The organism is Geobacillus sp. G4 (assembly GCF_040327975.1).
Lineage (GTDB): Bacteria > Bacillota > Bacilli > Bacillales > Anoxybacillaceae > Geobacillus > Geobacillus thermoleovorans.
The window spans coordinates 66,767-91,496 of sequence record NZ_JBEPJY010000003.1; the positions used below are offsets into that span (position 1 = coordinate 66,767).

At 54.8% G+C, this 24,730-nt stretch carries 26 protein-coding genes and 1 riboswitch; of the genes, 20 read left to right on the forward strand and 6 right to left on the reverse strand.

Annotated features, from left to right (window positions below):
• The first annotated feature begins 93 nt into the window (after positions 1-93).
• The 3 genes from ABS784_RS04510 (at position 94) to ABS784_RS04520 (ending at position 2,697) form a co-directional block, all read left to right on the forward strand.
• The gene (locus ABS784_RS04510; RefSeq protein WP_011231924.1) at positions 94-306 is read left to right on the forward strand and encodes a YqgQ family protein; all 213 of its coding nucleotides are present in this window, start codon (positions 94-96) and stop codon (positions 304-306) included.
• A 7-nt stretch (positions 307-313) separates the two neighbouring features.
• Positions 314-1,267, forward strand: a complete 954-nt coding sequence (locus ABS784_RS04515) for an ROK family glucokinase (RefSeq protein WP_352511596.1) — start codon at positions 314-316, stop codon at positions 1,265-1,267.
• A 269-nt stretch (positions 1,268-1,536) separates the two neighbouring features.
• Positions 1,537-2,697: a M14 family metallopeptidase gene (locus ABS784_RS04520; RefSeq protein WP_352511597.1), complete on the forward strand. Its 1,161-nt coding sequence runs from the start codon at positions 1,537-1,539 to the stop codon at positions 2,695-2,697.
• A gap of 34 nt (positions 2,698-2,731) precedes the next feature.
• On the opposite strand, the gene ABS784_RS04525 is transcribed toward ABS784_RS04520, so the two are convergent.
• The gene (locus tag ABS784_RS04525) at positions 2,732-2,908 is read right to left on the reverse strand and encodes a DUF2759 domain-containing protein (protein WP_011231921.1); all 177 of its coding nucleotides are present in this window, start codon (positions 2,906-2,908) and stop codon (positions 2,732-2,734) included.
• Between the two features lie 169 nt (positions 2,909-3,077).
• Between ABS784_RS04525 and ABS784_RS04530 the strand changes: the two genes are divergently transcribed.
• On the forward strand, positions 3,078-3,710 hold the full coding sequence (locus ABS784_RS04530; protein ID WP_014196343.1) for an MBL fold metallo-hydrolase: 633 nt from the start codon (positions 3,078-3,080) through the stop codon (positions 3,708-3,710).
• Between the two features lie 442 nt (positions 3,711-4,152).
• Positions 4,153-5,286 carry a class I SAM-dependent methyltransferase gene (locus ABS784_RS04535; RefSeq protein ID WP_352511599.1) on the forward strand — a complete coding sequence of 378 codons (1,134 nt, stop codon included), beginning with the start codon at positions 4,153-4,155 and terminating at the stop codon, positions 5,284-5,286.
• An 83-nt stretch (positions 5,287-5,369) separates the two neighbouring features.
• On the opposite strand, the gene ABS784_RS04540 is transcribed toward ABS784_RS04535, so the two are convergent.
• Positions 5,370-5,612: a DUF2626 family protein gene (locus ABS784_RS04540; protein ID WP_044730837.1), complete on the reverse strand. Its 243-nt coding sequence runs from the start codon at positions 5,610-5,612 to the stop codon at positions 5,370-5,372.
• A 159-nt stretch (positions 5,613-5,771) separates the two neighbouring features.
• On the reverse strand, positions 5,772-6,470 hold the full coding sequence (locus tag ABS784_RS04545) for a helix-turn-helix transcriptional regulator (protein WP_352511601.1): 699 nt from the start codon (positions 6,468-6,470) through the stop codon (positions 5,772-5,774).
• A gap of 192 nt (positions 6,471-6,662) precedes the next feature.
• Between ABS784_RS04545 and comGA the strand changes: the two genes are divergently transcribed.
• The 8 genes from comGA to ABS784_RS04585 all read left to right on the forward strand — a co-directional run bounded on the left by comGA (position 6,663) and on the right by ABS784_RS04585 (position 11,111).
• Entirely contained in the window at positions 6,663-7,736 is a 1,074-nt protein-coding gene (gene comGA, locus ABS784_RS04550; protein WP_352511603.1) for a competence type IV pilus ATPase ComGA, read from the forward strand.
• The gene (comGB, locus tag ABS784_RS04555; protein WP_352511605.1) at positions 7,733-8,761 is read left to right on the forward strand and encodes a competence type IV pilus assembly protein ComGB; all 1,029 of its coding nucleotides are present in this window, start codon (positions 7,733-7,735) and stop codon (positions 8,759-8,761) included. The genes comGA and comGB overlap by 4 nt, the downstream gene beginning before the upstream one ends.
• Positions 8,762-8,963: 202 nt before the next feature.
• Positions 8,964-9,260 (forward strand): competence type IV pilus major pilin ComGC, encoded by a 297-nt coding sequence (gene comGC, locus ABS784_RS04560; RefSeq protein WP_066230544.1) that lies wholly within the window; start codon positions 8,964-8,966, stop codon positions 9,258-9,260.
• Positions 9,244-9,687, forward strand: a complete 444-nt coding sequence (gene comGD / locus ABS784_RS04565) for a competence type IV pilus minor pilin ComGD (RefSeq protein WP_352511607.1) — start codon at positions 9,244-9,246, stop codon at positions 9,685-9,687. Before comGC ends, comGD begins: the two co-directional genes overlap by 17 nt.
• Positions 9,671-9,997 carry a hypothetical protein gene (locus tag ABS784_RS04570; protein ID WP_044730842.1) on the forward strand — a complete coding sequence of 109 codons (327 nt, stop codon included), beginning with the start codon at positions 9,671-9,673 and terminating at the stop codon, positions 9,995-9,997. The genes comGD and ABS784_RS04570 overlap by 17 nt, the downstream gene beginning before the upstream one ends.
• Complete coding sequence (comGF, locus tag ABS784_RS04575; RefSeq protein ID WP_352511784.1) at positions 9,934-10,422, forward strand: competence type IV pilus minor pilin ComGF; 489 nt, start codon at positions 9,934-9,936, stop codon at positions 10,420-10,422. The genes ABS784_RS04570 and comGF overlap by 64 nt, the downstream gene beginning before the upstream one ends.
• 74 nt (positions 10,423-10,496) lie before the next feature.
• On the forward strand, positions 10,497-10,886 hold the full coding sequence (comGG, locus tag ABS784_RS04580; protein ID WP_047758063.1) for a competence type IV pilus minor pilin ComGG: 390 nt from the start codon (positions 10,497-10,499) through the stop codon (positions 10,884-10,886).
• A gap of 45 nt (positions 10,887-10,931) precedes the next feature.
• Positions 10,932-11,111, forward strand: a complete 180-nt coding sequence (locus tag ABS784_RS04585; protein WP_011231910.1) for a YqzE family protein — start codon at positions 10,932-10,934, stop codon at positions 11,109-11,111.
• A gap of 102 nt (positions 11,112-11,213) precedes the next feature.
• Here the strand turns inward: ABS784_RS04585 and ABS784_RS04590 are convergent, their stop codons facing one another.
• Entirely contained in the window at positions 11,214-12,008 is a 795-nt protein-coding gene (locus tag ABS784_RS04590) for a YqhG family protein (RefSeq protein ID WP_011231909.1), read from the reverse strand.
• Positions 11,995-13,659 carry a DEAD/DEAH box helicase gene (locus tag ABS784_RS04595; RefSeq protein WP_011231908.1) on the reverse strand — a complete coding sequence of 555 codons (1,665 nt, stop codon included), beginning with the start codon at positions 13,657-13,659 and terminating at the stop codon, positions 11,995-11,997. The genes ABS784_RS04590 and ABS784_RS04595 overlap by 14 nt, the downstream gene beginning before the upstream one ends.
• 219 nt (positions 13,660-13,878) lie before the next feature.
• A riboswitch (glycine riboswitch) is annotated at positions 13,879-13,967 on the forward strand.
• A gap of 186 nt (positions 13,968-14,153) precedes the next feature.
• Between ABS784_RS04595 and gcvT the strand changes: the two genes are divergently transcribed.
• The 5 genes from gcvT (at position 14,154) to ABS784_RS04620 (ending at position 20,418) form a co-directional block, all read left to right on the forward strand.
• On the forward strand, positions 14,154-15,248 hold the full coding sequence (gene gcvT, locus ABS784_RS04600) for a glycine cleavage system aminomethyltransferase GcvT (RefSeq protein ID WP_352511610.1): 1,095 nt from the start codon (positions 14,154-14,156) through the stop codon (positions 15,246-15,248).
• A gap of 35 nt (positions 15,249-15,283) precedes the next feature.
• Positions 15,284-16,630, forward strand: a complete 1,347-nt coding sequence (gene gcvPA / locus ABS784_RS04605) for an aminomethyl-transferring glycine dehydrogenase subunit GcvPA (protein ID WP_352511612.1) — start codon at positions 15,284-15,286, stop codon at positions 16,628-16,630.
• Positions 16,623-18,083, forward strand: coding sequence for an aminomethyl-transferring glycine dehydrogenase subunit GcvPB (gene gcvPB, locus ABS784_RS04610; protein ID WP_352511614.1), 1,461 nt, complete (start codon positions 16,623-16,625; stop codon positions 18,081-18,083). Before gcvPA ends, gcvPB begins: the two co-directional genes overlap by 8 nt.
• A gap of 134 nt (positions 18,084-18,217) precedes the next feature.
• Complete coding sequence (locus ABS784_RS04615; RefSeq protein ID WP_066230509.1) at positions 18,218-19,201, forward strand: aldo/keto reductase; 984 nt, start codon at positions 18,218-18,220, stop codon at positions 19,199-19,201.
• A gap of 29 nt (positions 19,202-19,230) precedes the next feature.
• Positions 19,231-20,418 (forward strand): ROK family transcriptional regulator, encoded by a 1,188-nt coding sequence (locus tag ABS784_RS04620; protein ID WP_352511616.1) that lies wholly within the window; start codon positions 19,231-19,233, stop codon positions 20,416-20,418.
• 53 nt (positions 20,419-20,471) lie between these two features.
• Here the strand turns inward: ABS784_RS04620 and ABS784_RS04625 are convergent, their stop codons facing one another.
• Positions 20,472-20,846, reverse strand: a complete 375-nt coding sequence (locus tag ABS784_RS04625) for a rhodanese-like domain-containing protein (RefSeq protein ID WP_066230508.1) — start codon at positions 20,844-20,846, stop codon at positions 20,472-20,474.
• A 208-nt stretch (positions 20,847-21,054) separates the two neighbouring features.
• Between ABS784_RS04625 and ABS784_RS04630 the strand changes: the two genes are divergently transcribed.
• Together ABS784_RS04630 and ABS784_RS04635 are read left to right on the forward strand one after the other, a co-directional pair.
• Positions 21,055-21,891: a lipoate--protein ligase family protein gene (locus ABS784_RS04630; protein WP_066230505.1), complete on the forward strand. Its 837-nt coding sequence runs from the start codon at positions 21,055-21,057 to the stop codon at positions 21,889-21,891.
• Between the two features lie 253 nt (positions 21,892-22,144).
• Entirely contained in the window at positions 22,145-24,718 is a 2,574-nt protein-coding gene (locus ABS784_RS04635) for a vitamin B12-dependent ribonucleotide reductase (RefSeq protein ID WP_352511619.1), read from the forward strand.
• Positions 24,719-24,730 lie beyond the last annotated feature (12 nt).

The window sequence follows — 24,730 nt, forward strand, 5'->3', positions numbered from 1 at the left end:
CAGGTGCTGATTTTTAGCGCCTGCGTTTTTTGTCTTGACGGCCGCGGCCGTTTGCCGCTACATTAAAAGAGGAAAAAAGGAGCATGAATGATGATGAAGACGGTATACGATGTTCAGCAGCTGTTGAAACGGTTTGGCACGATCATTTACGTGGGCGACCGGCTCGCTGATCTGGAGCTGATGGAAGAGGAAGTGAAAGAGCTGTACCAGTCCCAGCTGATCGATGCGAAACAGCTGCAAGCCGCTTTGTTTATTTTGCGGCAGGAAGCGCAAATGGAGCGGGAAAAACGGATGAAAAAAGGATGAGGGTGCAATGGAACCATGGTTGGTAGGCATTGACCTCGGGGGCACGACAATCAAAATGGCGTTTGTCACCACCGAGGGTGACATCGTGCACAAATGGGAAATTCCGACGAACACCGCCAATCGCGGTGAGCATATCGTCGCTGACATTGCCCGATCGCTTGAAAAGACGCTCGCCCAGCTCGGCGGAGCGAAAGAGAGGCTGCTTGCCGCCGGCATCGGCGCCCCCGGACCGGTCGAAGAGGAAACCGGCATGTTGTATGAGACGGTCAATATAGGGTGGACGAATTATCCATTGAAGCAACGGCTGGAAGAGGCGACGGGGCTGCCCGTTTCGGTCGATAATGACGCCAATCTCGCCGCGCTTGGCGAAATGTGGAAAGGAGCAGGGGGAGGAGCGCGCCATTTGTTGTTTGTGACGCTTGGCACCGGCGTTGGCGGCGGTGTGATTGCCAACGGAGCCATTGTGCGCGGCATAAACGGCGCCGGCGGAGAGATCGGACATATGACGATGATCCCTGATGGCGGCGCCCGTTGCAACTGCGGCAAAACCGGATGTTTGGAAACGATTGCGTCCGCCACCGGCATCGTGCGGATCGCCAAGGAGAAATTGACCGCAGATGAGCGTCCGAGTGAGCTTCGCAACGGGGATGTGACGGCCAAAGCGGTGTTTGACGCCGCCAAAGCGGGCGATGCGCTGGCATTGGAAGTGGTCGATGAAGCAACGTACTATCTTGGTTGGGCGTTGGCGAATGCCGCCAATGTGACGAACCCGGAGAAAATCGTGATCGGCGGCGGCGTGTCCAAGGCGGGTGACATGCTTGTCGAGCGCGTGGCCGCCCATTTCCGCCGCTTCGCGTTCCCGCGCGTCGCCGCTGGGGCGAAGCTTGTTTTAGCGACGCTTGGCAACGATGCCGGCGTTATCGGCGCCGCCTGGCTGGCGAAAGAGTTTGTCGGCGCGTAAACAACGGAAGGTGTCCCAAAAGGGTTGGGGCGCCTTTTCTTATTGCTGTATATATGGAATTTGAAGGTGGAGATGCCTGCGAACATTATTGTATTCACCGGGTTTTTAGCAGGCTCTACCCATCGTTCCAACGGTGAAGATGTTTCTTGTAAATTGAACAGAGACATTTGGCCTTTTCCGTTGACGCGTGTCAGCCGCCTGCCAGGCGCTCATTTTTTGCCGTCTGCCGACATATGTTAAGGTAAAGAAATGGGAAGGGGAGACGGCGCATGCACCTTCAAGCATGGCCCGGCGATACGTTTGAAACATATGGACGATGGTTTTCAGTGCCGACTGAGTTGATCATCGATTCCAATCCTCATGTAGAAGAGGGATTGCGCCCTGGGCAGACCGTTGCCATCCCGGGATACGCGCCGATCGATACGTGGGAAGCGCTCGCTGACCGCTTATCGCTGCCGACGGAGGTGCTGCGGCGGCTGCCGGGGGCGATGGCGGTCGTGAACGGAACAGCGCCGCTGCCGCAGCGGATTTCATCCCCCGTCGTCCGCAGCGTCCGTCCGTACGATTTTGCCGCTTTGATGGAGGATATCACCACCCTCGTCTGCCACTATCCGTTTGTGCGCCGACGAACGATCGGCCATAGTGTTCTCGGCTTGCCGCTCGTTGAACTGCAAATCGGCCGCGGACCGGTGCGCGTGCATATGAATGGATCGTTCCATGCAAATGAGTGGATCACGACGGCAGTGATCATGGCGCTCATCGACGAGTACGCGAGGGCGCTGGTTAACGATGACGCGCTGGCCGGCCATCGGGTGCTTGATTATTACCATAAAGTGACCCTTTCCGTTGTGCCGATGGTCAATCCCGACGGCGTCAACCTTGTGCTGAACGGCCCGCCGGAAGAAGAGCCGCATCGGAGCGAAGTCGTCTGCATCAACGGCGGATCGCTCGATTTTTCTCAATGGAAAGCGAACATCCGCGGCGTTGATTTAAACAATCAATTCCCAGCTCACTGGGAAATCGAACGGGCGCGCAAACTTCCGAAAGCGCCGGCGCCGCGCGACTTTCCTGGCTTTGCCCCCCTCACCGAGCCGGAGGCGAAAGCGATGGCGGCGCTCGCCGAGTCGAGCGATTTTGCAATGGTCGTCGCGTTTCATACGCAAGGGAAGGAAATTTATTGGGGATATGAAGGGTTCGAGCCGCCGGAAGCGGAGGCGACGGTTCAGGCGATGGCTGAGGCAAGCGGCTACCAGGCTGTCCGCTACATTGACAGCCATGCCGGCTACCGCGATTGGTTCATTCAAACGTGGAAGCGGCGCGGCTACACCGTGGAGCTCGGCGAGGGCGTCAACCCGTTGCCGCTCTCGCAGTTTGCGCAAATATACCGCGACAGCCTCGGCCTGTTTTTAGCAGCGCTCAAAATGGCATAAAAAACGCAAGAGGCATGATTGGCCTCTTGCGTTTTCAGTGCGTGCCGGTTGGAATGCCATGATGTAAAATGGTCATGATGGTAAACCAGCCGAATACGGCGGTAGTGGCAAGTCCAAACAAAAATCCGAGCACGTTTTTCTCGCGCAATGTACGGAGCATTCCATAAAGGGCAAGCAGCGTTACAAGTGCAAAAATAATGACCGTACCCATCGTTTTACCCCCTCATGAAACAGTATGTACAAACGTGTCCATTCTTTTTCATTGTAATCTTTTTTCCTCCATTTGTCGAGGTCCCTTTCTCTTTTCTCTTCCATCGCTTGAAAAAAAGCAGTAAAATAAAGTTAAATATTGGACATGTCAAGGAAAGGAGGAGATGGCCATGGAATGGACGCGCATCCCTGTCGGCCCGATTCAGGCCAACGCTTACTTGTTGTCGTCTGCAGATCGACAATGCCTGATCGTTGACCCCGGCGCGGAAGGCGCGGCGCTCGTCCGCCGGATCGAGGAAAAAGGGCTGACCCCGTTGGCGATTTTGCTGACGCATGCGCATTTTGACCATATTGGCGGCATCCCGGACGTGCTTGCCCGCTGGGACATTCCAGTGTATGTGCACGAAAAGGAAAAACAATGGCTGCAAGATCCGGCATTGAATGGCTCGCTTTATTTCGGCGGTCCGGTCGCTGTCCGCTGCGAACCGACATGCCTGAAAGGGCCGACGGTGCTGAACATTGGTCCGTTTGCGTTGGATGTCCGCGAAACGCCGGGTCATTCCCCGGGCAGCGTCTCGTATTATTGCAAACAAGCCAATATTGTGTTTTCCGGCGATGCGCTGTTTGCCGGCAGCATCGGACGCACGGATTTGCCAGGCGGCAACCATCAGCAGCTGTTGAAAAGCATTCATGACGAACTGCTTACGCTGCCGGAGGAAACGATCGTTCTTTCAGGCCATGGGCCAGAGACGACGATCGCCGCGGAGATGGATACAAATCCGTTTTTGCATGGGTTTTCGTAAGAAGAAAGTAAAAAGCCTTCGTTTGGCTTTCACAAAAAAGCGCACCCGCGAGGTTCGGCCAAGCGCCGCTTGAATCAGCAGTGTGACGAAGGCAAGCCTGTGGCTTGCCTCCAACAGTCGGAAAACATAGACGACACGATTTTGGGTCAATGAGAGGTGAAGCCTGCCAGTTGTATTTATGCAGACAAGAGGATAGCCAGGGCGGTGCAGCGGTTTGTTGGGTGGAAAACACAAAAAAACCCTTCTTAGCTGCGGCCAAGAAGGGTTTTTGGGGGATGTTCTATCCACAATAATGGGAGGGGATATAGTTAAGCTGCTACTATAACAATATATGATTATTTTCACTATGTCAACAGTAAAAAAGTGAACGACTCCCACTTCACTTTGCTTGAGGCGGGAGCTTCTTTCGGAATGATGATGAAGACGGGGTAGAGAAATGGTGATGGGTCGATTGTATGAACAGATTGCCGCAGCGCCGGGTGGGCGGGTGTCGTACGCCGATTACATGCAGATGGTTCTTTACGACGAACGATTCGGCTACTATATGCGAGAGCGGGCGAAAATCGGCAAGGAAGGCGATTTTTTTACGAACAGCTCATTCGCGCCGGTGTTTGGCAAAGCGCTTGCTTCGCTTTGGGTTCGGATGGTGGAACAGAGCGGCCTGCCGCCGGCTGTTTGCGAGTGGGGGGGCGGAGACGGAAGATTGGCGCTTTCCGTATTAGAAGAATGGAAGAAAAAAAGCCCACATACATACGACCGCTTGTCGTATACGATCATCGACCAAAGCCCGTTCCACCGCCGGCGCCAGTGCGAAACGCTTCAACCCGTCGCTGAGAAGGTGGAGCAATATGACGATGTCTCTCGCTGGCTGGCCGAGCGTGGGCCGTTTTCCGGCATCGTGTTCAGCAACGAATTTTTTGATGCATTTCCCGTTCACGTCATTGTAAAGGAAGGCGGCGTTTTGCACGAATGTTTTGTCGCCGCCCGCGATGGCCGGCTCGTTGAAGAAAAGGCGCCGCTTTGCCGTCCCACTATTGTCCGCTATTTAAATGAGCGCGGATTGGATCTTGCTGAGGGGCAAAGGCTTGAGGTGCCTCTCGCGATGAAGGCGTTTTGGCTCGATGTCGGGCCGCTGTTTCATCAGGCGGTGATGGTGACGGTCGACTATGGCTATACGGACGAACAGCTGCGCGCCCCGGCGCGGCGACATGGAAGCTTGCGCGGATATTTCCGTCATCAGCTTGTTGCCGACCCGCTTCGCCATCCGGGGGAGATGGACTTGACGAGCCATGTACAATGGGATGCGCTTCGCTTGTACGCCCGTCAGGCTGGGTGGGAGGAAGTGTCATTCGTTCGCCAAGATCGGTTTTTGCTCGCGGCCGGCCTTTTGCATGAATGGAACGTTTCAGAAGGCGACGATTTCTTTTCGCCGGCAAGCCGCCAAAATCGAATGATCCGCGCGCTGATCGCCGACGATGGCGTCAGCCGCTTTTTTGACGTGCTTATCTTGCAGAAAGGAATGAGTCTCCCCGCGCGCGACTTTTGGACAGCGCCCGAGTTTTTGCCAGCCGATTGACGGCTTCCTTCGCCTATCTGCAATGGAGAAAAGGGGTTCAGGTCAAAGCGACAAAAAAACAGGCAGGAGGTTCTGCCTGTTTTTTATTCACCCATGCCGGGCACCATCATAAACGTCGTCCAATACGTAAACGCCGCGAAGAAAATCGTCAAATATGCTCCGAAAATGTAAAGGTACATTCTCTCGGTCAGCTTTAAAAAGCCGAGGAACAAGAAAAACACCGTTTGGCCAAAGAAAATGAGCGACGTCGTATGCATATGGCCAAGATAAAACATGACAGCAAAAATGCCGGTCCAAAAGGCGAGCACGCGGAACATGCGATCCATTATGTATCCCTCCTTTGCTTGTGCAAACCATTGGTCCTTACTTATTATAATGTACAATGGTTGGGAATGTAAATAACGCTTTCGGGCAGGTGGCAGGAAATGATGCCAATGCAGGCCGTTGTTTGCTTCCAGACAAAGAAAAAAGAAGGAGGGACGCTGTCACGGACGGATGACGATGCGGTAGGCGCAGCGGCGGCTGCCTTCCATCATATTTTCCGTTTCCGTTACTTCAGCACCGGCAAACAGCGTCTCGACCATTCCCTCCAAAAAAGCGTGGTGCATGCCGCAGACGGTATCAGGTGCTTGCGCGGCGATTTCTTTGAACGGGCAGTTGAAAATATCGAGGTATAGCACTCCTTTTTCTTCATCATAGTGCAATTGCGGCAAAAATCCAGCCGCTTCGGCCGCCTCTTCCATTATGGCGATTTTGTCCGCCATGGTGAGCGCGCTCGCTGTGCCGTTATGCGGCAAACGGCTGGCGATGAGCTCACGGCCGAACCGCTTTCCTGTTTCACGCAACGCCTCGCTTCCAATGGGACCGAGTTTGGCCATCGTTTGAATGGCGATGCGGGCGAGGAGTTGATAATCGCGGAACGGAAAATACAGCCCGATCACTTCGTCGGACAGGCGGTACAGCCGGCTCGGCCGCCCGCCTTTTCCCGTTTTTTGCGTATCCGATACGACCATGCGAACGTCTTCAAGCTTCGTTAAATGCAAGCGGGCAACGTTTGGATGGATATGAAATTTTTCTGCGATTTCTTGAACAGAAACTTCGCGATGCACTTTTGCCATATATTCATAAATATGAAATCTTGTCGGGTCAGACAATACGCTTGTGATTTTCAGCGTTTGTTCCATTGGTTTCCCTCCTAAATGAATCATTGATATGGTTATTATAATGAAATCGTCCAAAGCGAGGAATGATTTTTGTCACTATTGGCAGTGAGTGGACTGACATTCAAAAAAATTTCACAAAAAAGCTGCGCCAAAAGCAGGATAACGACTCATGCTCGTCGAAATACAAAGCAGTCTGTCGAAAGGAGGGAATATGTGCTGAACGAGATCGAACAAACGGCAAACCGCCTTCTCGCCGAAGCGGTGCAGCGCCGCGCCTCGGATCTTCACCTCGTTCCGCGCCGCCACGATGCCGCCGTTCGCCTTCGGCTCGACGGCATGCTTGTCGACGTCGGCGTGCTTCCGAAAGAAACCGCGGAACGTCTCATCGTCCACTTTAAATTTTTAGCCGGCATGGACATCGGGGAACGACGCCGTCCGCAAAGCGGCGCCATGGAAGTAACTGAGTTTGGGGAAACGGTGTATTTGCGTTTATCGACGTTGCCGACGCTCTACGATGAAAGCCTCGTCATTCGCCTTCTGCCGCAGCGCCTCTCGTTGCCGCTTCGCGAACTATCCTTATTCTCCCGCTCCACCGCACGATTATTTTCCTTCATGCAGCATCCGCAAGGACTCGTGCTGTTGACTGGCCCGACGGGGTCGGGAAAAACGACGACCCTGTATACCCTTCTTGATCTTTGCCAAGCTGAAAGGCAACGCAACATCATCACGCTTGAAGATCCGATCGAAAAACAGAACGAACGATTGTTGCAAGTGCAAATCAATGAGAAAGCAGGGATCACGTACGCCGCCGGCCTAAAAGCGGCGCTGCGCCATGACCCGGATGTGTTGATGGTCGGAGAGATTCGCGATCATGACACGGCAGCCATTGCCATCCGTTCAGCGCTGAGCGGTCATTTGGTCGTCTCGACGATGCACGCCGCCGATGCAGTCGGCGCCGTCTACCGGCTGCATGAATTCGGCATTCCAATCGCCGATTTGGCCGAGACGCTGCTTGCCGTCTCCGCCCAGCGGCTTGTCGAGCTTTGCTGCCCGCTGTGCGGCGACGATTGCCATCCATCGTGCGGCCGTCTTGGGCGACGCCGGCGCACGGCTGTTTATGAGTTGCTTTACGGTTCAGCGCTTGAGGACGTTATTCGTTCACTCACCGATGGGAGAGGGAAGCCCAAGCGCCCTTATATGACGCTGGTCCGCTTGATCCGCAAGGGGATTGCGCTCGGCTACCTGCCCGTCCGCATGCTTGAGCTCGTCGGAGGGGGAGAAAGATGAAACGCAAAATGTGGCCGCTCGCTGAACAGGCGTTGTTTTTCACCCGGCTCGGCCGGCTGCTCGAGCGCGGTTACCCCCTTGGGCAAGCGCTTGAGTTTTTGGCCATCCAGGCTCCAACACATCGCCGGCTGGAAGTGGAACGCTGTCTGCAGCAGCTGCGCGCCGGGCTGCCGCTGTTTGCGGCTGTCGAAGCGCTGTCGGTCGACCGCATGGCGGTTAACCTCCTCTTTTTTGCCGAACGGCATGGCGACTTGCCGCGCGGCATGGCAGAGACAGGGGAGGCACTGGCGCAAAAAGCGCGCTTCCACGAGCAACTGCGCCGCTTCAGTCGCTATCCGCTGTTCCTTCTTTCTTTGCTCATCATCATGCTCGTCTTGATGGAATGGTGGCTGCTGCCGCAGTTTGAACGGGCGGCGGCGGCGTTTTCTCCACAACGCGGACACACCGCTTGGCTGCTTACGGTGATCGCCCATGCCCCTATGGTGCTGGCCGCCATCGCCGCCTTGGCGGTGTTCTCCGGGCTGTTTTACGCCGTCTGTTTCCGCCGCTGGCCGGTCTCCCGAAAACTTCGATTCGCTTTGCGAATTCCAGGGTTTTCTTCGTTTCTGAAACTGTTCCTCACCTGCCTGACTGCCCGCCAGCTCGGGCGCCTGCTGCAGGCCGGATTGTCGGTTTATGATGCGCTCGGCGTGTTCAGCGAGCCGTCGTCCTGGCCGTTTTTGCAAATGGAAGGTCGGCGCATTCGCGAGGGGTTGATGAAAGGGATGACACTTGACGGATTAATCGGCGCCGTCCGCTATTACGAACAAGAGCTGGCGCTTGTCATCCGTCACGGCCAGTCGAACGGCGAACTTGGCAAAGAACTTGAACATTACAGCGAGTTTTTGCTGCAGATGATGGAACAACGAATCGAGTCGGTCTTAAAACGAATGCAGCCGCTTTTGTTGGTGGTCGTCGGCTCGTTTGTCGTCGGCATGTATTTGGCGATTTTGCTGCCGATGTTTTCTATGTTGAATGAAATGTAAATCGCTTCCATCTGACAGGGATAGGGCGGTTCTGTAGGAGCAAGATGCTCAATCTTGATATGTTGGATCCTTGAGAGAGGGGTGCGCCCCTCCTCCCAAGGCCCAACTAATGAACAGATTCGATGGTCAGGGAACGGATCGAACTGAACCGGTCATTCGCTAAACGTTCTTTCTGAAATTTCGTATGCGAGGAGGAGCGACAATGAATCAAAAGGGATTCACATTGATCGAAATGTTGATCGTGATGATGGTGATTTCTGTTCTGCTGCTGATTGCCATTCCGAATATTACAAAGCACAACAGCATGATCAATTCAAAAGGATGCGAGGCGTTTTTGAACACGGTGCAAGCGCAGGTGAAAGCATACGAGATGGAGCATAACAAAATTCCGACGGTGCAGGAATTGCTCGACGGCCGCTATATTAAATCGGCCAAATGTCCGAACGGCCATGCGATCCAAATCAGCGCGAACGGTGATGTGAGTGAAAGCGGCTCATAACGGCGGGTTTACGCTGCTTGAAATGCTGATCGTCTTGGCGGTCGTCCTCTTGCTTACTGCGCTCGCTGTCCCCACGCTTGGCGGCGCGATGCGTAAGCAGGAGGAGGCGTATATGTTGGCTGTGTTGCGCGCGGACTTGTACAGAGCGCAGCAATACGCCATCGCCCATCGGGCCGATGTGTCCATTTTTTTCACTGACGGCGGGGCGGAGTACAAGGCGGTTGAGGCTGCGAGCGGCCGGCAGGTTGTCGTCCGCTCGCTCCCTTCCCCGTGGCGGTTTCGGCTCGTCACGCTGCGCAACCCGCTCGTCTTTACGGACAACGGCAACATCGAGAAGGCGGGAACCGTTTGGGTGCGTGGGGGCAAGAGCAACTACAAGCTTACTTTTTTGCTTGGAAAAGGGCGGTTTTATGTGCAAAAAATGTAGCGGCGGGTTTTTACTGGTGGAGGCGTTGTTCGCTTTGTCGCTCCTATGGATGACGACGGCGGTTCTTCTTCCGCTGCTCATGCAAATCGCCGTCGAGCGGCAAAGCCTCACCCTCGAAGAAAAAGCGCATCAGTTGTTAACGATCGCGTTGTACGAGGAGCCGCTTGTGGGAGAAACCATCGTTGCTGACGGACGCACGATGTTCCGGCTGCAGGCGCGAGAGGAAGGAGGGCGAATGTGGAAAGTATGCGTGCGTTGGAACGATTACGCCGGTCGCGAGATGGAGCGGTGCGGGTATGGAAAGCGGTAGCGGCAAAAGAAAGCGGGTTTACAATGATTGAAGCGTTGTTGGCGCTGGCGGCTGCGATCGTGATAGCGGCGGCTGTTCCGGCGTTGTTGTCCGTCCGCTTGCTGGCTCCGGAGCCGACGGACGCGTTTTCCCGATTGGAATGGCGGCTGTTTTTGCAACAGCTGCAAATCGAGCTGAATGAAACGAGGCAGTGGTCGACTGGGGGCCATGTCCTCTATTTGCAAAAATGGAGCGGTGAGACGGTCAGTTTTTCTGTTGTTGCGTCAAGAGCCCAACTGATCCGCCAGGTGGACGGCGCTGGCAATGAAACGGCGCTCCGTCATGTGCGCGCTGTTTCGTACCGCGCCGGCACCCGCGGGATATTTTTGCAAGTGACGGCTGATGACGGCACCGTTTGCGAGGCGTTTGTGGCGCGGGCGTTTTAGCGGGCGGCTTGTACGGTGAGACCCCCTTGACCGCCGCTTCCCCCTTTTAGACTGGAAAAACGAGGGAAGGGGAAATGGGTCGACAAGATGGTGTCATTTTTCCGATTGTGGCTGTCGTTTCTTTGTTGCTTGTCTTTTCTGTCACGCATGTCTTGCTCCTCTATGAAGCGGAACGACAGGCGGCTTATGCGGCCCGGCAGGCAGCCGAGGCGGACGAGCTTGTGCAGATGGCCGTGTTTGACGTAAAAGAACGCATCGCATCAGCCGATCCGTCGACCGCGGAAGAGGCTGGGGAATGGACCTATCCGCGCGGAAGGGCCGTCTACCGGTGGGTGCGGGAAGATGCAGCGCACGTTCGGGTTTCTTTGTCCATCCGTTCAGCCTCTGGACTGAGGCGCGCTGTCATGTTTACTGTCACGCTTCCGGCGCTTCATATTGTCGAATGGAGAGAGCAAAACGGTTAAAAGAGGAAAGAAGCGGAAAAACTAAAAGAAAAAAGGGGGGATTTGATGGCGGTCAACGATTATGTCAAGTTTGTCACCCAACAATTTGTCGCCTACATGGACTTGCCGAAAGAGGAGCGGAGGCAGCGGCGTCAGGTGCGGAAACAAGAGCAGCTTCCGCTTTCATACCGCTTGTTTGGCATGGTGCCGCTTTCGCTTCGCTTGCTGTTTCGGCGCCGCCCGTAGCAGCCGCCCGCTGGCCTAGGCCGGCGGGCGGTTTTCGTGCCGACGGAAGGGAGTTCGTCGGTTTGAGCGCTGTGAGCCGGATGGACCCATCCCGGGGTTGATTCACGATGAGCGGGGCAGCAAATAAAACAGTCCGCCGTTGATGACGGAAACGGTGATGCGCGGCTTGTACTGCTTTTCCAACGCTTCCTTCTCAATATAATAGCACTCCGGCTTTTCTTCGCAGTCTTTGTAAAATTCATCAAGCAACGCCAAATCGTCGGCCCAGCGTCGGCGCGCCTCATCCGCCCACGCATGGTTGTCGGCGGCGATGCGGCTGCGTATGTATTGCTCGAGACGGCCGATGCCGCTTCTCGGTTTAATGAGCGGGGAGATGGTGAAACAGTAATCAGGGATTTTCGGCGTCAGCCGTCGCTCGCGCATCCGCTCATGAAACGACTCGACGATCGTTCCGCTAATGAGATGAAGGCCAAGGGAGACGATTTCATCTTTTTTTCGGTCGCATTCGTACGAAATCGTGACGTTCATGCCGAGCCATGGATGGAGGGCGGCGTTGCCGTCCAAAGGCGCGCTTGGCTCCTCATACAGGCGGATGAAGCTGCCGCGTTTTTGCGCTGAGCGGAACAGCTGGTGCAGCCGGGGAGCGCCGAAATGGAGGCGCTCGCCTTTGAGTTTGTCCGTCCGCTCGCTCGCGCGGGTGATGAGCGTCAGTCGCATCGGCTGCGGCACGCCGCCTGTCCGTTCAATATAATGCCAGTAAAACGGCCGATTCATCAGTTCTTTGTCCATTTCTGCTGTCAGCTGCACGGTGAGGTAGTCGTCGCTTGCTTCCACAAACGTGCAGCCGTTGGCCGCAAAATAGCGTTCGACAAAGCGGCGGATTTCATGTTGCTGCATGCCGCTCTCCTCCTTCCTTTCCAAGCTGCTCCGCCAGCTCGATCATCGCGACGATGTTTTCCATTTTGATTTTCATCTCCCCTTCGCTTCGTGAATGAACGAAGGCGTCTTCGAAGTAGCGCTCCAGGTTGGCGAGGTTCATTTTCGCCAAAATGTCGTCCAGCTCGCCGACGACTCGTTCGAACAGGCGGATTTTTTCGTACAGAAGCGTTAAAATATGTTCTTCGACCGTCTGTTTGACAGCGAAGTTATAAATGTAGACGTCATCCGTCTGCCCGAGCCGGTGGACGCGGCCGATTCGCTGCTCAAGGCGCATCGGGTTCCACGGCAAGTCGTAGTTGATGACATAGCGGCAAAACTGCAAGTTGATGCCCTCGCCGCCCGCCTCGGTGGCGATGAACACTTGGGCGTGGTGTTTAAACAGTTCCTGCATCCAGTCTTTTTTGCCGCGCCGGAAGCCGCCGCGAAACGGAACGGACGAGATGCCGTGCTGCTTTAAAAACCATTGCAAGTAAAGCTGCGTCGCCCGGTATTCCGTGAAAATAATGACTTTGTCATGAATGGAACGGATAAGCTCGAGCGCTTTTTCCGCCTTTGAGTTCGTCGTGACGGCGTTGATTTTTTCCAATACGCGTTCAAGCGGCTCCGGAACCGCTCCGCTGCATTTATCGATCATGTTTTTGATCGTGAGAAACAGCGCCTCGCGGCTGCTGCACGCCTCACGAAGAAGCGTGATGAGCGAAAACGAGCCGGCGAACGATTCGCGGCGGAGCGCCTTGACCGCTTCATACAGTTCCCGCTCCTCATTCGTAAACTCGATCAGCACCGGTTCAACGTGGCGCTTCGCCCATTCGATCGGCGTATCGGCGCGGCGGTTGCGGATCATCACTTTGTTGACGAGCGCTTTTAAATGGTCGTTCGTCTGTACGGCCCGCGTTTTTCCGTACGTTTTGGCAAACTGTTCCGAGCTGCCTAAATGGCCGGGTTTCAACAGCGAGACGAGGTTGAAAATTTCTTCGATCCGGTTTTGGATCGGCGTCGCTGTCAGGAGCAAACAAAACTTCTTTTTTAAATTTTGCACAAACTCGTAGTTTTTCGTTTTGTTATTTTTCAGTTTGTGCGCCTCGTCGATGATGATCATGTCGTACGACTGCCCGTAGATGATGTCACGGTGCGGCGGTTTTTTCGCCGTGTCGATCGAGGAAACGACGATATCGCACTGCTCCCAGACGTAGCTCTTTTTCTGCTGGACGGCCGGGATGAAAAATTTTTCGTTCAACTCTCTCACCCATTGCGAAACAAGGGAGGCGGGAACGAGAATCAGCGCTTTTTTCACAAGGCCGCGAATCATATATTCTTTTAAGACGAGCCCGGCCTCGATCGTTTTTCCAAGCCCGACTTCATCCGCCAAAATGGCTTTGCCGTTCATCTCCTCGACGACGCGGCGCGCCACTTCAAGCTGGTGCGGAAGGATCGTCAAGTGGGGCAGGTGTTTGGGCGCCTGCAAGCCATTAAATTCTGGGACGCTTAAATGATGGGCGGCCTCAAGAGCCAGTTCGTACATTTCCCAGCTCGCCCACGGACCGTCTTTTTCGACGCGTGCCAAAAATTCCTCCTTCCATGTTTCATCCATTTCAAGGTCAATGTTCATGGCGATCCCCTTCCCTTGTTGCGAATGTTTATATAGATTGCATGTGGTATGTTGATGAAAACAAGAACATTATTATGACTAATTGCCATGAAAGTTCGATTATTTCCTATTGCCCTTTGACTGTGATTGATGGTAGTATAAATTTAGAACATTCTCATGACTCGTTGATCAGGGTGTTTGTTAGTATGCCCGATATGGAAACAATTTATTGATGGGCGGATGACGGCAAGGGGAGAGACTACGGAATGTAGCGCCGAAGGAGCAAGCGGAAACGCGAATCTCTCAGGCAAAAAGACTCTTGCTTGACGCAGCTCTGGAGAGCGCCTGCGTTCACGCAGGCCACCCAAGAGGAAACCGATCGGCCCCATGGACCGCGAACGGACGCGCCAAACGGGCCGGCGGGAAACTTTCAGGTGCCAGGACAGAGCCCCCTTACTTGTTGATAGGGGAAGTCTGTCCTTTTTTGTGTGACGTGGATCAAAGGAGGGAATCAGATGCTAAAGCGCACGCCCCTATTCTCGGTGTACGCCCGTTGCGGCGCCAAAACGATTGAATTTGGCGGCTGGGAAATGCCGGTGCAGTTTTCCAGCATCAAGGAAGAACATGAGGCTGTAAGAACGCGCGCCGGGCTGTTTGACGTCTCCCATATGGGGGAAATTGTCGTCCGCGGCCGTGGGAGCCTCGCGTTTTTGCAAAAGCTCATGACCAATGACGTCGCCAAACTGCGGCCCGGCCGGGCGCAATATACGCTCATGTGCTATGAGGACGGCGGCACAGTCGATGATTTGCTCATCTATCAAAAAGGAGAGAATGACTACTTGCTGGTCGTCAACGCAGCGAATACGGAAAAAGACTTCGCTTGGCTAAGCGGGCATGTTGAGGGCGACGTCGAGCTTCAAGATGTATCGTCCGAAACGGCTCAGCTTGCCTTGCAAGGGCCGGCAGCGGAGCGCGTCTTGCAGCGATTGACGGATTTTGATTTGGCGGCGTTGCGCCCGTTTTCATTCGCCGACGGCGTCGAAGTCTCGGGCGTGAAGGCGCTCGTTTCGCGCACCGGCTATACGGGGGAAGACGGGTTTGAGCTATATTGTAAAGCGGAAGACGCCGCCGCGCTATGGGAGGCGATCCTAGCGGCCGGAGCTCGTGACAGCGTTCTCCCATGCGGACTGGGGGCGCGCGATACGCTCCGCTTTGAAGCATGCCTGCCGCTTTACGGCCAAGAGCTGTCCGACTCGATTTCACCGGTTGAAGCCGGACTCGGTTTTGCCGTCAAAACGGAAAAAGAGCCGCCGTTTATCGGCCAAGCTGTGTTGAAACGGCAAAAAGAGGCGGGGCCGCCGCGCCGGCTCGTCGGCATCGAAATGATCGACAGAGGCATTCCGCGCCACGGATACGTTGTATTTGCCGACGGCGAAGAAGTCGGTTTCGTCACGACCGGCACGCAGTCGCCGACACTGAAGAAAAACATCGGCTTGGCCTTGGTGAAAGCGGATGTGGCCGCCATCGGCCGGGAGGTGGAGGTGGACATCCGCGGCAAACGGCTGAAAGCGAACATCGTGCCGCTTCCGTTTTACAAGCGGGCCAAGTGACGATTCCAAAGCGACAAGGAAAGGGGAAAAGCGCTGTGCTCCATCGTTATTTGCCGATGACGGAAGAAGATAAACGGGAGATGTTGAAGACGATCGGCGTCGCCTCGATTGACGACTTGTTTGCCGATATTCCAGAACAAGTCCGCTTCCGCGGCGAGTTGAAGGTGAAACCGGCCAAATCTGAACCGGAGCTGTGGAAAGAGCTTGTGGCCTTAGCGGAAAAAAACGCCAACGTAAAACAATACGTTTCCTTTTTAGGAGCGGGGGTGTACGACCATTATATTCCGGCTGTCGTCGACCATGTCCTGTCGCGCTCTGAATTTTATACGGCATATACGCCGTATCAACCAGAAATTTCCCAAGGCGAGTTGCAGGCGATTTTTGAGTTTCAGACGATGGTGTGCGAGTTGACCGACATGGATGTCGCCAACTCGTCGATGTACGACGGCGGCACGGCGCTTGCCGAAGCGGTGCTTCTTAGCGCCGCGCATACGAAGCGGAAGAAAGTGCTCATCTCGACCGCCGTTCATCCGCAATATCGGGAAGTCGTGCGCACATACGCCAAAGGGCAGAAGCTCGAAGTGAAAGACATTCCGTATGACGGCGGCATCACCGATCTTAAGGCGCTTGAAGCGGAAATGGGGGATGATGTGGCGTGCGTTGTCGTCCAATACCCGAACTTTTTTGGTCAAATTGAGCCGCTGAAAGCGATCGCGCCGCTTGCGCATGAAAAGAAAAGCTTGTTTGTCGTCGCCAGCAACCCATTGGCGCTTGGCGTGTTGACTCCACCGGGAGCGTTTGGCGCCGACATTGTCGTCGGCGACATGCAGCCGTTTGGCATTCCGACGCAGTTTGGCGGCCCGCATTGCGGCTATTTTGCCGTCAAAGCGCCGCTCATGCGAAAAATTCCAGGGCGGCTCGTCGGGCAGACGACCGATGAGGACGGGCGCCGCGGGTTTGTCTTGACGCTTCAAGCGCGCGAACAGCACATCCGCCGCGACAAGGCGACGTCCAACATTTGCTCCAATCAGGCGTTAAACGCCTTGGCCGCTTCGGTGGCGCTGTCGGCGCTCGGCAAGCGGGGCGTGAAAGAAATGGCGGCGATGAACATGCAAAAGGCGCATTATGCGAAGGTGAAACTTGAAAAGCGCGGGTTCGCGTCGCCGTTTGCCGGTCCATTTTTCAACGAATTCGTCATCCGGCTCGGACGGCCGGTTTCTGATGTGAACGACCGCCTGCTCGAAAAAGGAATCATCGGCGGCTATGACCTTGGCGGCGATTATCCGGAGCTTGCCGGTCATATGCTTGTTGCTGTCACCGAACTGCGGACAAAAGAAGAAATCGATCGGTTTGTCAATGAATTGGGGGATGGCCATGCGTAACGATCAACCGCTTATTTTCGAAAGAAGCAAGCCGGGGCGCATCGCCTACAGCCTGCCGTCGCTTGACGTGCCGGCTGTCGATGTCAGCGAGCTCGTGCCGGCCGATTATCTTCGCACTGAAGAGCCGGAGCTCCCGGAAGTGTCGGAGCTTGACTTAATGCGCCATTATACGGCGCTCTCGAAACGAAACCACGGCGTCGATTCCGGGTTTTACCCGCTCGGGTCATGCACGATGAAATACAATCCGAAAATCAATGAAAACGTCGCCCGCCTCGCCGGGTTTGCCCACATTCATCCGCTTCAGCCTGAGAAAACGGTCCAAGGGGCGCTTGAACTCATGTACGACTTGCAGGAGCACTTAAAAGAAATCACCGGCATGGATGCCGTCACCTTGCAGCCGGCGGCCGGCGCCCACGGCGAATGGACGGGGCTGATGATGATCCGTGCTTACCATGAAGCAAACGGCGACTTCGGACGGACGAAAGTGATCGTTCCGGATTCGGCGCACGGCACGAACCCGGCGTCGGCCACGGTGGCCGGCTTTGAAACGGTCACGGTCCGCTCGACGGTTGACGGGCTTGTCGATTTGGATGACTTAAAACGCGTCGTCGGTCCGGATACAGCGGCGCTTATGCTCACGAACCCGAACACGCTCGGGCTGTTTGAAGAGCATATTGTCGAAATGGCCGAAATCGTCCACAAAGCCGGCGGCAAGCTGTATTATGACGGCGCGAATTTCAACGCGATTCTTGGCAAGGTGCGCCCGGGGGACATGGGTTTTGACGTCGTTCATTTGAACTTGCACAAAACGTTCACCGGCCCGCACGGCGGCGGAGGCCCAGGCTCCGGCCCGGTTGGGGTGAAAGCCGACCTCATTCCGTTTTTGCCAAAGCCGGTCATCGAAAAAGGGGAAAACGGTTATTACCTTGATGATGACCGTCCGCAATCGATCGGCCGCGTCAAGCTGTTTTACGGCAATTTTGGCATCAACGTCCGGGCGTACACGTACATCCGCTCGATGGGGCCGGACGGCTTAAAAGCGGTGAGCGAATATGCGGTGTTAAACGCCAACTATATGATGCGCCGCCTCGCCGAATATTACGATTTGCCATATGACCGCCATTGCAAGCATGAGTTCGTTCTCTCCGGCCGCCGGCAAAAGAAGCTTGGCGTCAGAACGCTCGACATCGCCAAGCGGCTGCTTGATTTCGGGTTCCATCCGCCGACGATTTACTTCCCGCTCATCGTCGAAGAATGCATGATGATCGAGCCGACGGAGACGGAGTCGAAAGAGACGCTCGATGCGTTTATTGAAGCCATGATCCAAATCGCCAAAGAGGTGGAGGAAAATCCGGAAATCGTTCAAGAAGCGCCGCATACGACGGTCGTCAAGCGGCTCGACGAAACGACCGCGGCGCGCAAACCGATTTTGCGCTACCAAAAAGAAACGTAAGCTAAGCCTTGTTCTTATGCGGCCTGCCTCATAAAGGGCGGGCCGCTTCGTTTTGCAACTGGCGCGTTGACAGAAAAGTTCAGTTAGTTTATCATATAAACTAATGGTTGAAGTCAACGAAAGGGGAGAGGGACATGCAATACCGCCAACTAGGAAACACCGATCTTCAAGTGAGCGCGCTCAGTTTCGGCACATGGGCGATCGGCGGTTCGTGGGGAAACGTCGACGACCAAGAATCGCTGCGCGCGCTCGCTTATGCGATTGATCACGGTGTCAATTTTTTTGATACGGCCGATGTGTACGGCGATGGCCATAGCGAGGAATTGTTAGCGAAAGCGACGAAAGGAAAGGAAGACCGCGTCTATATTGCAACGAAGTTTTGCCGCGCCGGCGATATTCACGATCCGAATACGTATTCCGAGGCGTCGGTGCGCACCTATTGTGAAGCGAGCTTGAAACGGCTCGGACGTGAGACGATCGACTTGTATCAAATTCATTGCCCGCCGTTTGAAATCTTAAAGCAAGGCGCGGTGTTTGAAGTGTTGGAGAAGCTGAAGCAGGAAGGGAAAATCCGCTATTATGGTGTCAGCGTCGAAACGATTGAAGAAGGGCTGTATGTCCTTGAGCACTCAAAGGCAAGCGCCTTGCAAGTCATCTTTAATATTTTGCGGCAAAAGCCGCTTGAGCGTCTGTTTCCGGAGGCAAAACGGCTTGGTGTCGGCATTTTGGTCCGTCTGCCGCTGGCAAGCGGGTTGCTGACTGGCAAGTTTACAAAACAAACAACGTTCCCTGAGGACGATCACCGTCATTTCAACCGCAACGGCGAACAGTTTAACGTTGGGGAAACGTTCGGCGGCCTTGAGTTTCAAAAAGGGGTGGAACTTGCCGACGAGCTGCGTTGGGTCGCTGATGGGCGCGGCAGCATGGCGAAAGCAGCGTTGCGCTGGGTGATCGATCATGAAGAAGTGACGTGTGCTATTCCAGGTTTTAAGACAGTGAAACAAGTGAAAGAAAACTTAGACGCGCTTCATGTGCCGCCATTTACAGAAGCAGAAAAGGAACGGCTTCGCCAGTTTTATTGGAGCGAGGTGCATCCGCACATCCGCGGGGCATACTAAGCAAATAAGAGGAAAAGGATGACAGAGACGTGCGCACAGGAAACATTTCCCTTGTAAAAAAAATGAATAAACAGCTTGTCTTGAAATTGATTCGCGACCAGCATCCGATTTCGCGCGCCGATATTGCGAAGACGACCGGATTGAACAAAGCGACCGTTTCCGCGCTTGTTGACGAACTGATCGCCGAGCATTTCGTCCATGAAAGCGGCATCGGCGAGTCAACCGGCGGGCGCCGCCCGCTCATGCTTCGCTTCAACGCCGACGCCGGCTCGCTTGTCGGCGTTGAGCTGGGGGTGAACTATTTGTATGCCGTGTTGACCAATTTAAACGCGGATATCCTTTGGGAGCAACGGCGTTCGTTCCGCCCGTCCGAAGGGCAGGAGGCGATCATCGGCGAAATGATTGAGCTTATCGAGGCGGCCATCCGCCGGGCGCCGGCGACGCCGTACGGCGTGATGGGAATCGGCATCGGTGTGCCGGGCGTCGTTCATACAGAAAGCGGGACGGTCATTTTTGCCCCGAACTTGCGCTGGGACGATGTCGCCTTGGCGGCTGTTTTGCGGCAACGGTGGCCTGAGCGTCCTGTCATTGTCGAGAATGAGGCGAAATTAGCAGCGCTTGGAGAAAAGTGGTTTGGCGCCGGCAACGAGTTCGCCCACTTCGTTTACATCAGCGCCGGCATCGGCATCGGCGCCGGCGTCGTTCTTCACCATCAGCTCTATCGCGGTGTCAGTGGCCTAGCTGGTGAAATCGGCCATCATACGATCGATGTCAACGGCATTCGCTGCAGCTGCGGCAACATCGGCTGCTGGGAAATGTATGCGTCGGAAAAATACATTGAACGCCGTTTGTCCGAAGAAGGGCGTTCCGAATGGCTCGATGACCGCTTTTCCATCGCCGCGATGGCACTGGCGGCGGAAAGCGATGAACAGCTGGCGCGCATTTTGGAAGAAGCAGGCCGCTATCTTGGCGTTGGGCTGTTGCAGGTGATTTATGCGTACAATCCAGAAGCGGTCATCATCGGCGGTCCACTTGCCCAAGCGGGCGAGTATGTGATCGGTCCGGCGCGCCAAGAAGTGAGAAAGCGCATTCTCGTCAAAAAAGAAAGCGAACCGTTGATCATCGCCTCGAAGCTGAAAGAGAAAAGCTGCGCTATCGGCGCGGCTGCTTCGGTGCTTGAGACGGTCGTTCTGCCGCCGGAATATGCGGCGGTCTAGCGCAAGCGAAAAGAGGCGTCTGCCTTTCCCGGCAGAGCGCCTCTTTCGTTAGGCTACGCTTTTTTCTTCACCTTCCCGGTCCACGTTTTAAAACCGCCTTTTAAATGATACAAGTCGCGGTACCCTTTCCGGTAGAGCATTTGCGCGGCCCGCCCGCTGCGCAGCCCGTTTTGGCAGTACAAATAGATCGGCTGGTCTTTGCGCAATTCTTTCATGCGCATGCGAAGCTGCGTGAGCGGGATGTTGCGCGCCCCTAAAATATGTCCAGCCGCAAACTCATCCGGTTCGCGGACGTCGACGAGTTGCGCTTTTCGATAACCGGCGCGGAACTCTTCCTCTGTCAATGCTTTGACAATTCTCCGCTGCCAGAAGTACGTAATGGCAGAATACACGATGATCGCGCCGAGAATAATGAGCAATGCTTCCACCCGTCCTGCCTCCTTTCGCTTCGTCTGCTATCTCCTATTATATAAAGTCGCCGCCGGGAAGCAAAGGGGTTTCACGATGCCATTTTTCTTTCCTTCACCGGCGTTGTTTGCTAAACTAGTAAAGGCGGCCAAAAGCGGCCCGCCCCTCAGCGGTGGTGGACAAGCCGCCGCGGCGTCTAGAGCATGGAACAATAGAGAAGGTGGAACGATGGCAAAAGAAGTATGGCGCTTTATCGATTCCGGCGATGGCTCGCCGTCGTTTAACATGGCGCTTGATGAAGCACTTCTCGATTGGCACAGCGAAGGAAAAATTCCGCCGACGGTCCGCTTTTACGGCTGGAATCCGCCGACGTTGTCGATCGGCTATTTTCAAAAAGTGGAGAAAGAAATTGACTTAGAGGCGGTCAAACGGCACGGCCTCGGCTTTGTTCGCCGGCCGACCGGAGGGCGCGGCGTCCTGCACGATAAAGAATTGACATACAGCGTGATCGTCTCCGAATCGCACCCAGCAATGCCGCAGACAGTGACGGAAGCGTATCGCGTCATTTCCCAAGGCATTTTGGAAGGGTTCCGCTACCTTGGATTGGATGCGTATTTTGCTGTGCCGAAAACGGAAGAAGAGAAGGCGGATTTGCGCAGCCCGCGCTCGGCCGTTTGTTTTGACGCGCCGTCGTGGTACGAGCTTGTCGTTGAGGGACGGAAAATCGCCGGCAGCGCGCAAACGCGGCAAAAAGGTGTCATTTTGCAGCACGGATCGATTTTACTTGATCTGGACGAAGAGCTGCTGTTCAGTTTGTTTAAATACCCGAACGAGCGGGTGAAAGAGCGGCTGCAGCGCGATTTTAAAAAGAAAGCAGTCGCGATCAATGAGTTGACTAGCCGCACGGTGACGATCGAGGAAGCGAAAGAGGCGTTTTACAAAGGATTTGAAAAAGGGTTGAACATCGTGTTGGAGCCGTACACGCTCACCGCCGAAGAGCGGGCGTACGTCGAAGAGCTGGCGCGGACGAAATATGAGAGCGACGAGTGGAACTTTAAGCGCTAAGCAGCAACGTGGAAAATCGTTCGTTTTCCGGCAAAAACGGCGGCACTCCCCCGTTTTTCTCCGCATTTCGCCATGTTTTGTTTTTTTGCTTGACAAAAACGAAATCGTTTGTTCTCTTTAACAATATATAGTATGATTTTCACAAAAAATCATACTATATATTGTTTTTTTCTGTTCGATATGGTAAGGTAGAGAAGACAGGACAACTTTGCCAAAAACATGAGAGATTATATAAAAGAGGAGAGATAGGAGAATGACGGTGGCGTCATCCGAAAAAATGAAGATCAATATTGACAAGCTGAACGAGGATATCCGCCTGTTTCCGCAAGTGCATCCGATTACGCCGGATATGCACATCACCCACAAAGGCGTATCCCGTTTAGTCATGCTTGACCGGTATTCGTTCAAAGATACGGAAAAGCTGACGCTCACACCGGGCGACTTCGTCGTGTTGACGATCAAGGAGGATCCGAAGTTCCCGGCCCGGGGGCTCGGGTTTATCGTCGACATCGACTGGGAGGCGAAAAAGGCGCGCGTGTTGATTGAAGACGAATACCGGCATGTGCTTGAAGGGGAAGAGGCGGAGACGGGCATTGTCGTCCGGTCGCTCGACATCATCGACAAGCCGCTCGAGATTTTTTACGAACAGATCGCCAAACGCAATGCGACCGGGCTGGCGGCAGTGGAAAAGACGGAAGAAAAGCGGAAAGAGTGGTTCGAAAAGTTTTATCAAGAGCTCGCCAGCTTGAATTTTGTCCCGGCCGGCCGCGTTTTGTACGGCGCGGGTTCAGGCAAGGAAGTGACGTATTTCAACTGCTATGTGATGCCGTTTGTGAAAGACTCGCGCGAAGGAATTTCCGAACATCGGAAGCAGGTGATGGAAATCATGAGCCGCGGCGGCGGCGTCGGCACGAACGGGTCGACATTGCGGCCGCGCCATACGCTTGCGCGTGGGGTGAACGGCAAATCGTCCGGGTCGGTCTCATGGCTTGACGACATTGCGAAGCTGACCCACCTTGTCGAGCAAGGTGGCTCCCGCCGCGGCGCCCAAATGATTATGCTTGCCGACTGGCACCCGGACATTATCGAATTCATCGTCTCGAAAATGCAAAACCCGCGCATTTTGCGCTACTTGCTCGAAAACATGGAAGACGAAGGAATCAAAAAAGCAGCGCGCGACAAGCTGAAATTCACGCCGCTCACCGACCGGGAGCGGGCGATGTACGAAGCGATCGTCCGATACAAGAACGCGCCTGACTACGGCGGTTTCACTGAAGAAATCATCAAAGACGCCGAAGAAAAACTGCGCACCGGCGGTACATATACGGTGCACAACCCAGACTTTTTGACCGGGGCGAACATTTCCGTCTGCTTGACGAAAGAGTTCATGGAAGCGGTCGAAAAGGACGAAGAATATGCCCTCCGCTTCCCGGACGTTGAAACGTACTCCGAAGAAGAAATGCGTATTTACAACGAAAAATGGCATGAAGTCGGCGATGTGCGCGAATGGGAGAAAATGGGTTACCGCGTCCGCGTCTACCGGAAAATCCGCGCCCGCGAGCTCTGGAAGCTGATCAACATTTGCGCGACGTACTCGGCTGAACCGGGCATTTTCTTCATCGACAACGCCAACGAAATGACGAACGCCCGCGCGTACGGGCAAAAAGTCGTTGCGACCAACCCGTGCGGGGAACAACCTTTAGCACCGTATTCGGTGTGCAATCTGGCCGCCATCAACTTGGCCAACATGGTGGATAAAGAACGGAAGGTCGTTGACTACGAAAAACTGAAGCGCACGGTCGAGATCGGGGTGCGGATGCAAGACAACGTCATTGACGCCACGCCGTACTTCCTTGAGGAAAACAAAAAACAAGCGCTCGGCGAGCGCCGCATCGGCCTTGGCGTCATGGGGCTTGCAGACTTGCTCATTTACTGCGAAAAAGCGTACGGCTCTGAGGAAGGAAACCAGCTTGTCGATGAGCTGTTCCGCACGATCGCCACGACCGCATACCGGGCATCGATCGAGCTGGCGAAAGAAAAAGGCAGCTTCCCGTTTCTTGTCGGCGAAACGGAGGAAGAGACGCGCAAGCTGCGTGAAGCGTTCATCAACACCGGCTACATGAAACGGATGCCGGAAGATATTCGTCAAGATATTTTGAAATACGGCATCCGCAACTCGCACTTGCTGACGGTGGCGCCGACAGGATCGACGGGAACGATGGTCGGCGTCTCAACCGGGCTTGAGCCGTACTTCTCGTTCTCGTACTACCGGAGCGGGCGCTTGGGCAAATTTATCGAAGTGAAAGCGGACATCGTCCAAGAATATTTGGACAAACACCCGGAAGCCGACCCGAACCACTTGCCGCCTTGGTTTGTGACGGCGATGGACTTGCCGCCGGAAGCGCACGCCGATGTGCAGTGCATCATTCAACGCTGGGTCGACTCGAGCTTGTCGAAAACGGTCAACGCGCCGAAGGGCTACACCGTCGAGCAAGTGCAAAAAGTGTACGAGCGTTTATGGCGTTGCGGTGCGAAAGGCGGAACCGTCTATGTCGACGGTAGCCGCGATGCACAAGTGTTGACGTTAAAGGCTGAGGAGAATCAGATTGAAGAGCAACTTGAACTGCTTCCAGAGGAGCTCGAGGAAAAAGAGACGAAACGCCCCGTCGTGCTCGTTGATACGATTCAAGATGTGCGCGCCACCGATGTGACAATCGGTTCCGAAATCGGCAATATTTGCCCGATTTGCCGCGAAGGGACGATCGAAGAGATCGGCGGCTGCAACACGTGCACAAGCTGCGGCGCGCAGCTGAAGTGCGGCCTGTAATGGCGATACGGA

Bases quoted from the DNA above. Each gene is read 5' to 3' on its own strand.
- ABS784_RS04540 (WP_044730837.1), bottom strand. From the start codon at position 5,612: ATGGATCGCATGTTCCGCGTGCTCGCCTTTTGGACCGGCATTTTTGCT.
- ABS784_RS04570 (WP_044730842.1), top strand. From the start codon at position 9,671: ATGTGCAAAAAATGTAGCGGCGGGTTTTTACTGGTGGAGGCGTTGTTC.
- ABS784_RS04545 (WP_352511601.1), bottom strand. From the start codon at position 6,470: ATGGAACAAACGCTGAAAATCACAAGCGTATTGTCTGACCCGACAAGA.
- ABS784_RS04510 (WP_011231924.1), top strand. From the start codon at position 94: ATGAAGACGGTATACGATGTTCAGCAGCTGTTGAAACGGTTTGGCACG.
- ABS784_RS04535 (WP_352511599.1), top strand. From the start codon at position 4,153: ATGGGTCGATTGTATGAACAGATTGCCGCAGCGCCGGGTGGGCGGGTG.
- comGC (WP_066230544.1), top strand. From the start codon at position 8,964: ATGAATCAAAAGGGATTCACATTGATCGAAATGTTGATCGTGATGATG.
- ABS784_RS04515 (WP_352511596.1), top strand. From the start codon at position 314: ATGGAACCATGGTTGGTAGGCATTGACCTCGGGGGCACGACAATCAAA.
- ABS784_RS04525 (WP_011231921.1), bottom strand. From the start codon at position 2,908: ATGGGTACGGTCATTATTTTTGCACTTGTAACGCTGCTTGCCCTTTAT.
- comGG (WP_047758063.1), top strand. From the start codon at position 10,497: ATGGGTCGACAAGATGGTGTCATTTTTCCGATTGTGGCTGTCGTTTCT.
- ABS784_RS04520 (WP_352511597.1), top strand. From the start codon at position 1,537: ATGCACCTTCAAGCATGGCCCGGCGATACGTTTGAAACATATGGACGA.
- gcvT (WP_352511610.1), top strand. From the start codon at position 14,154: ATGCTAAAGCGCACGCCCCTATTCTCGGTGTACGCCCGTTGCGGCGCC.
- ABS784_RS04595 (WP_011231908.1), bottom strand. From the start codon at position 13,659: ATGAACATTGACCTTGAAATGGATGAAACATGGAAGGAGGAATTTTTG.
- ABS784_RS04615 (WP_066230509.1), top strand. From the start codon at position 18,218: ATGCAATACCGCCAACTAGGAAACACCGATCTTCAAGTGAGCGCGCTC.
- comGB (WP_352511605.1), top strand. From the start codon at position 7,733: ATGAAACGCAAAATGTGGCCGCTCGCTGAACAGGCGTTGTTTTTCACC.
- ABS784_RS04635 (WP_352511619.1), top strand. From the start codon at position 22,145: ATGACGGTGGCGTCATCCGAAAAAATGAAGATCAATATTGACAAGCTG.
- ABS784_RS04630 (WP_066230505.1), top strand. From the start codon at position 21,055: ATGGCAAAAGAAGTATGGCGCTTTATCGATTCCGGCGATGGCTCGCCG.
- ABS784_RS04530 (WP_014196343.1), top strand. From the start codon at position 3,078: ATGGAATGGACGCGCATCCCTGTCGGCCCGATTCAGGCCAACGCTTAC.
- ABS784_RS04590 (WP_011231909.1), bottom strand. From the start codon at position 12,008: ATGCAGCAACATGAAATCCGCCGCTTTGTCGAACGCTATTTTGCGGCC.
- ABS784_RS04585 (WP_011231910.1), top strand. From the start codon at position 10,932: ATGGCGGTCAACGATTATGTCAAGTTTGTCACCCAACAATTTGTCGCC.
- gcvPB (WP_352511614.1), top strand. From the start codon at position 16,623: ATGCGTAACGATCAACCGCTTATTTTCGAAAGAAGCAAGCCGGGGCGC.
- comGF (WP_352511784.1), top strand. From the start codon at position 9,934: ATGCGTGCGTTGGAACGATTACGCCGGTCGCGAGATGGAGCGGTGCGG.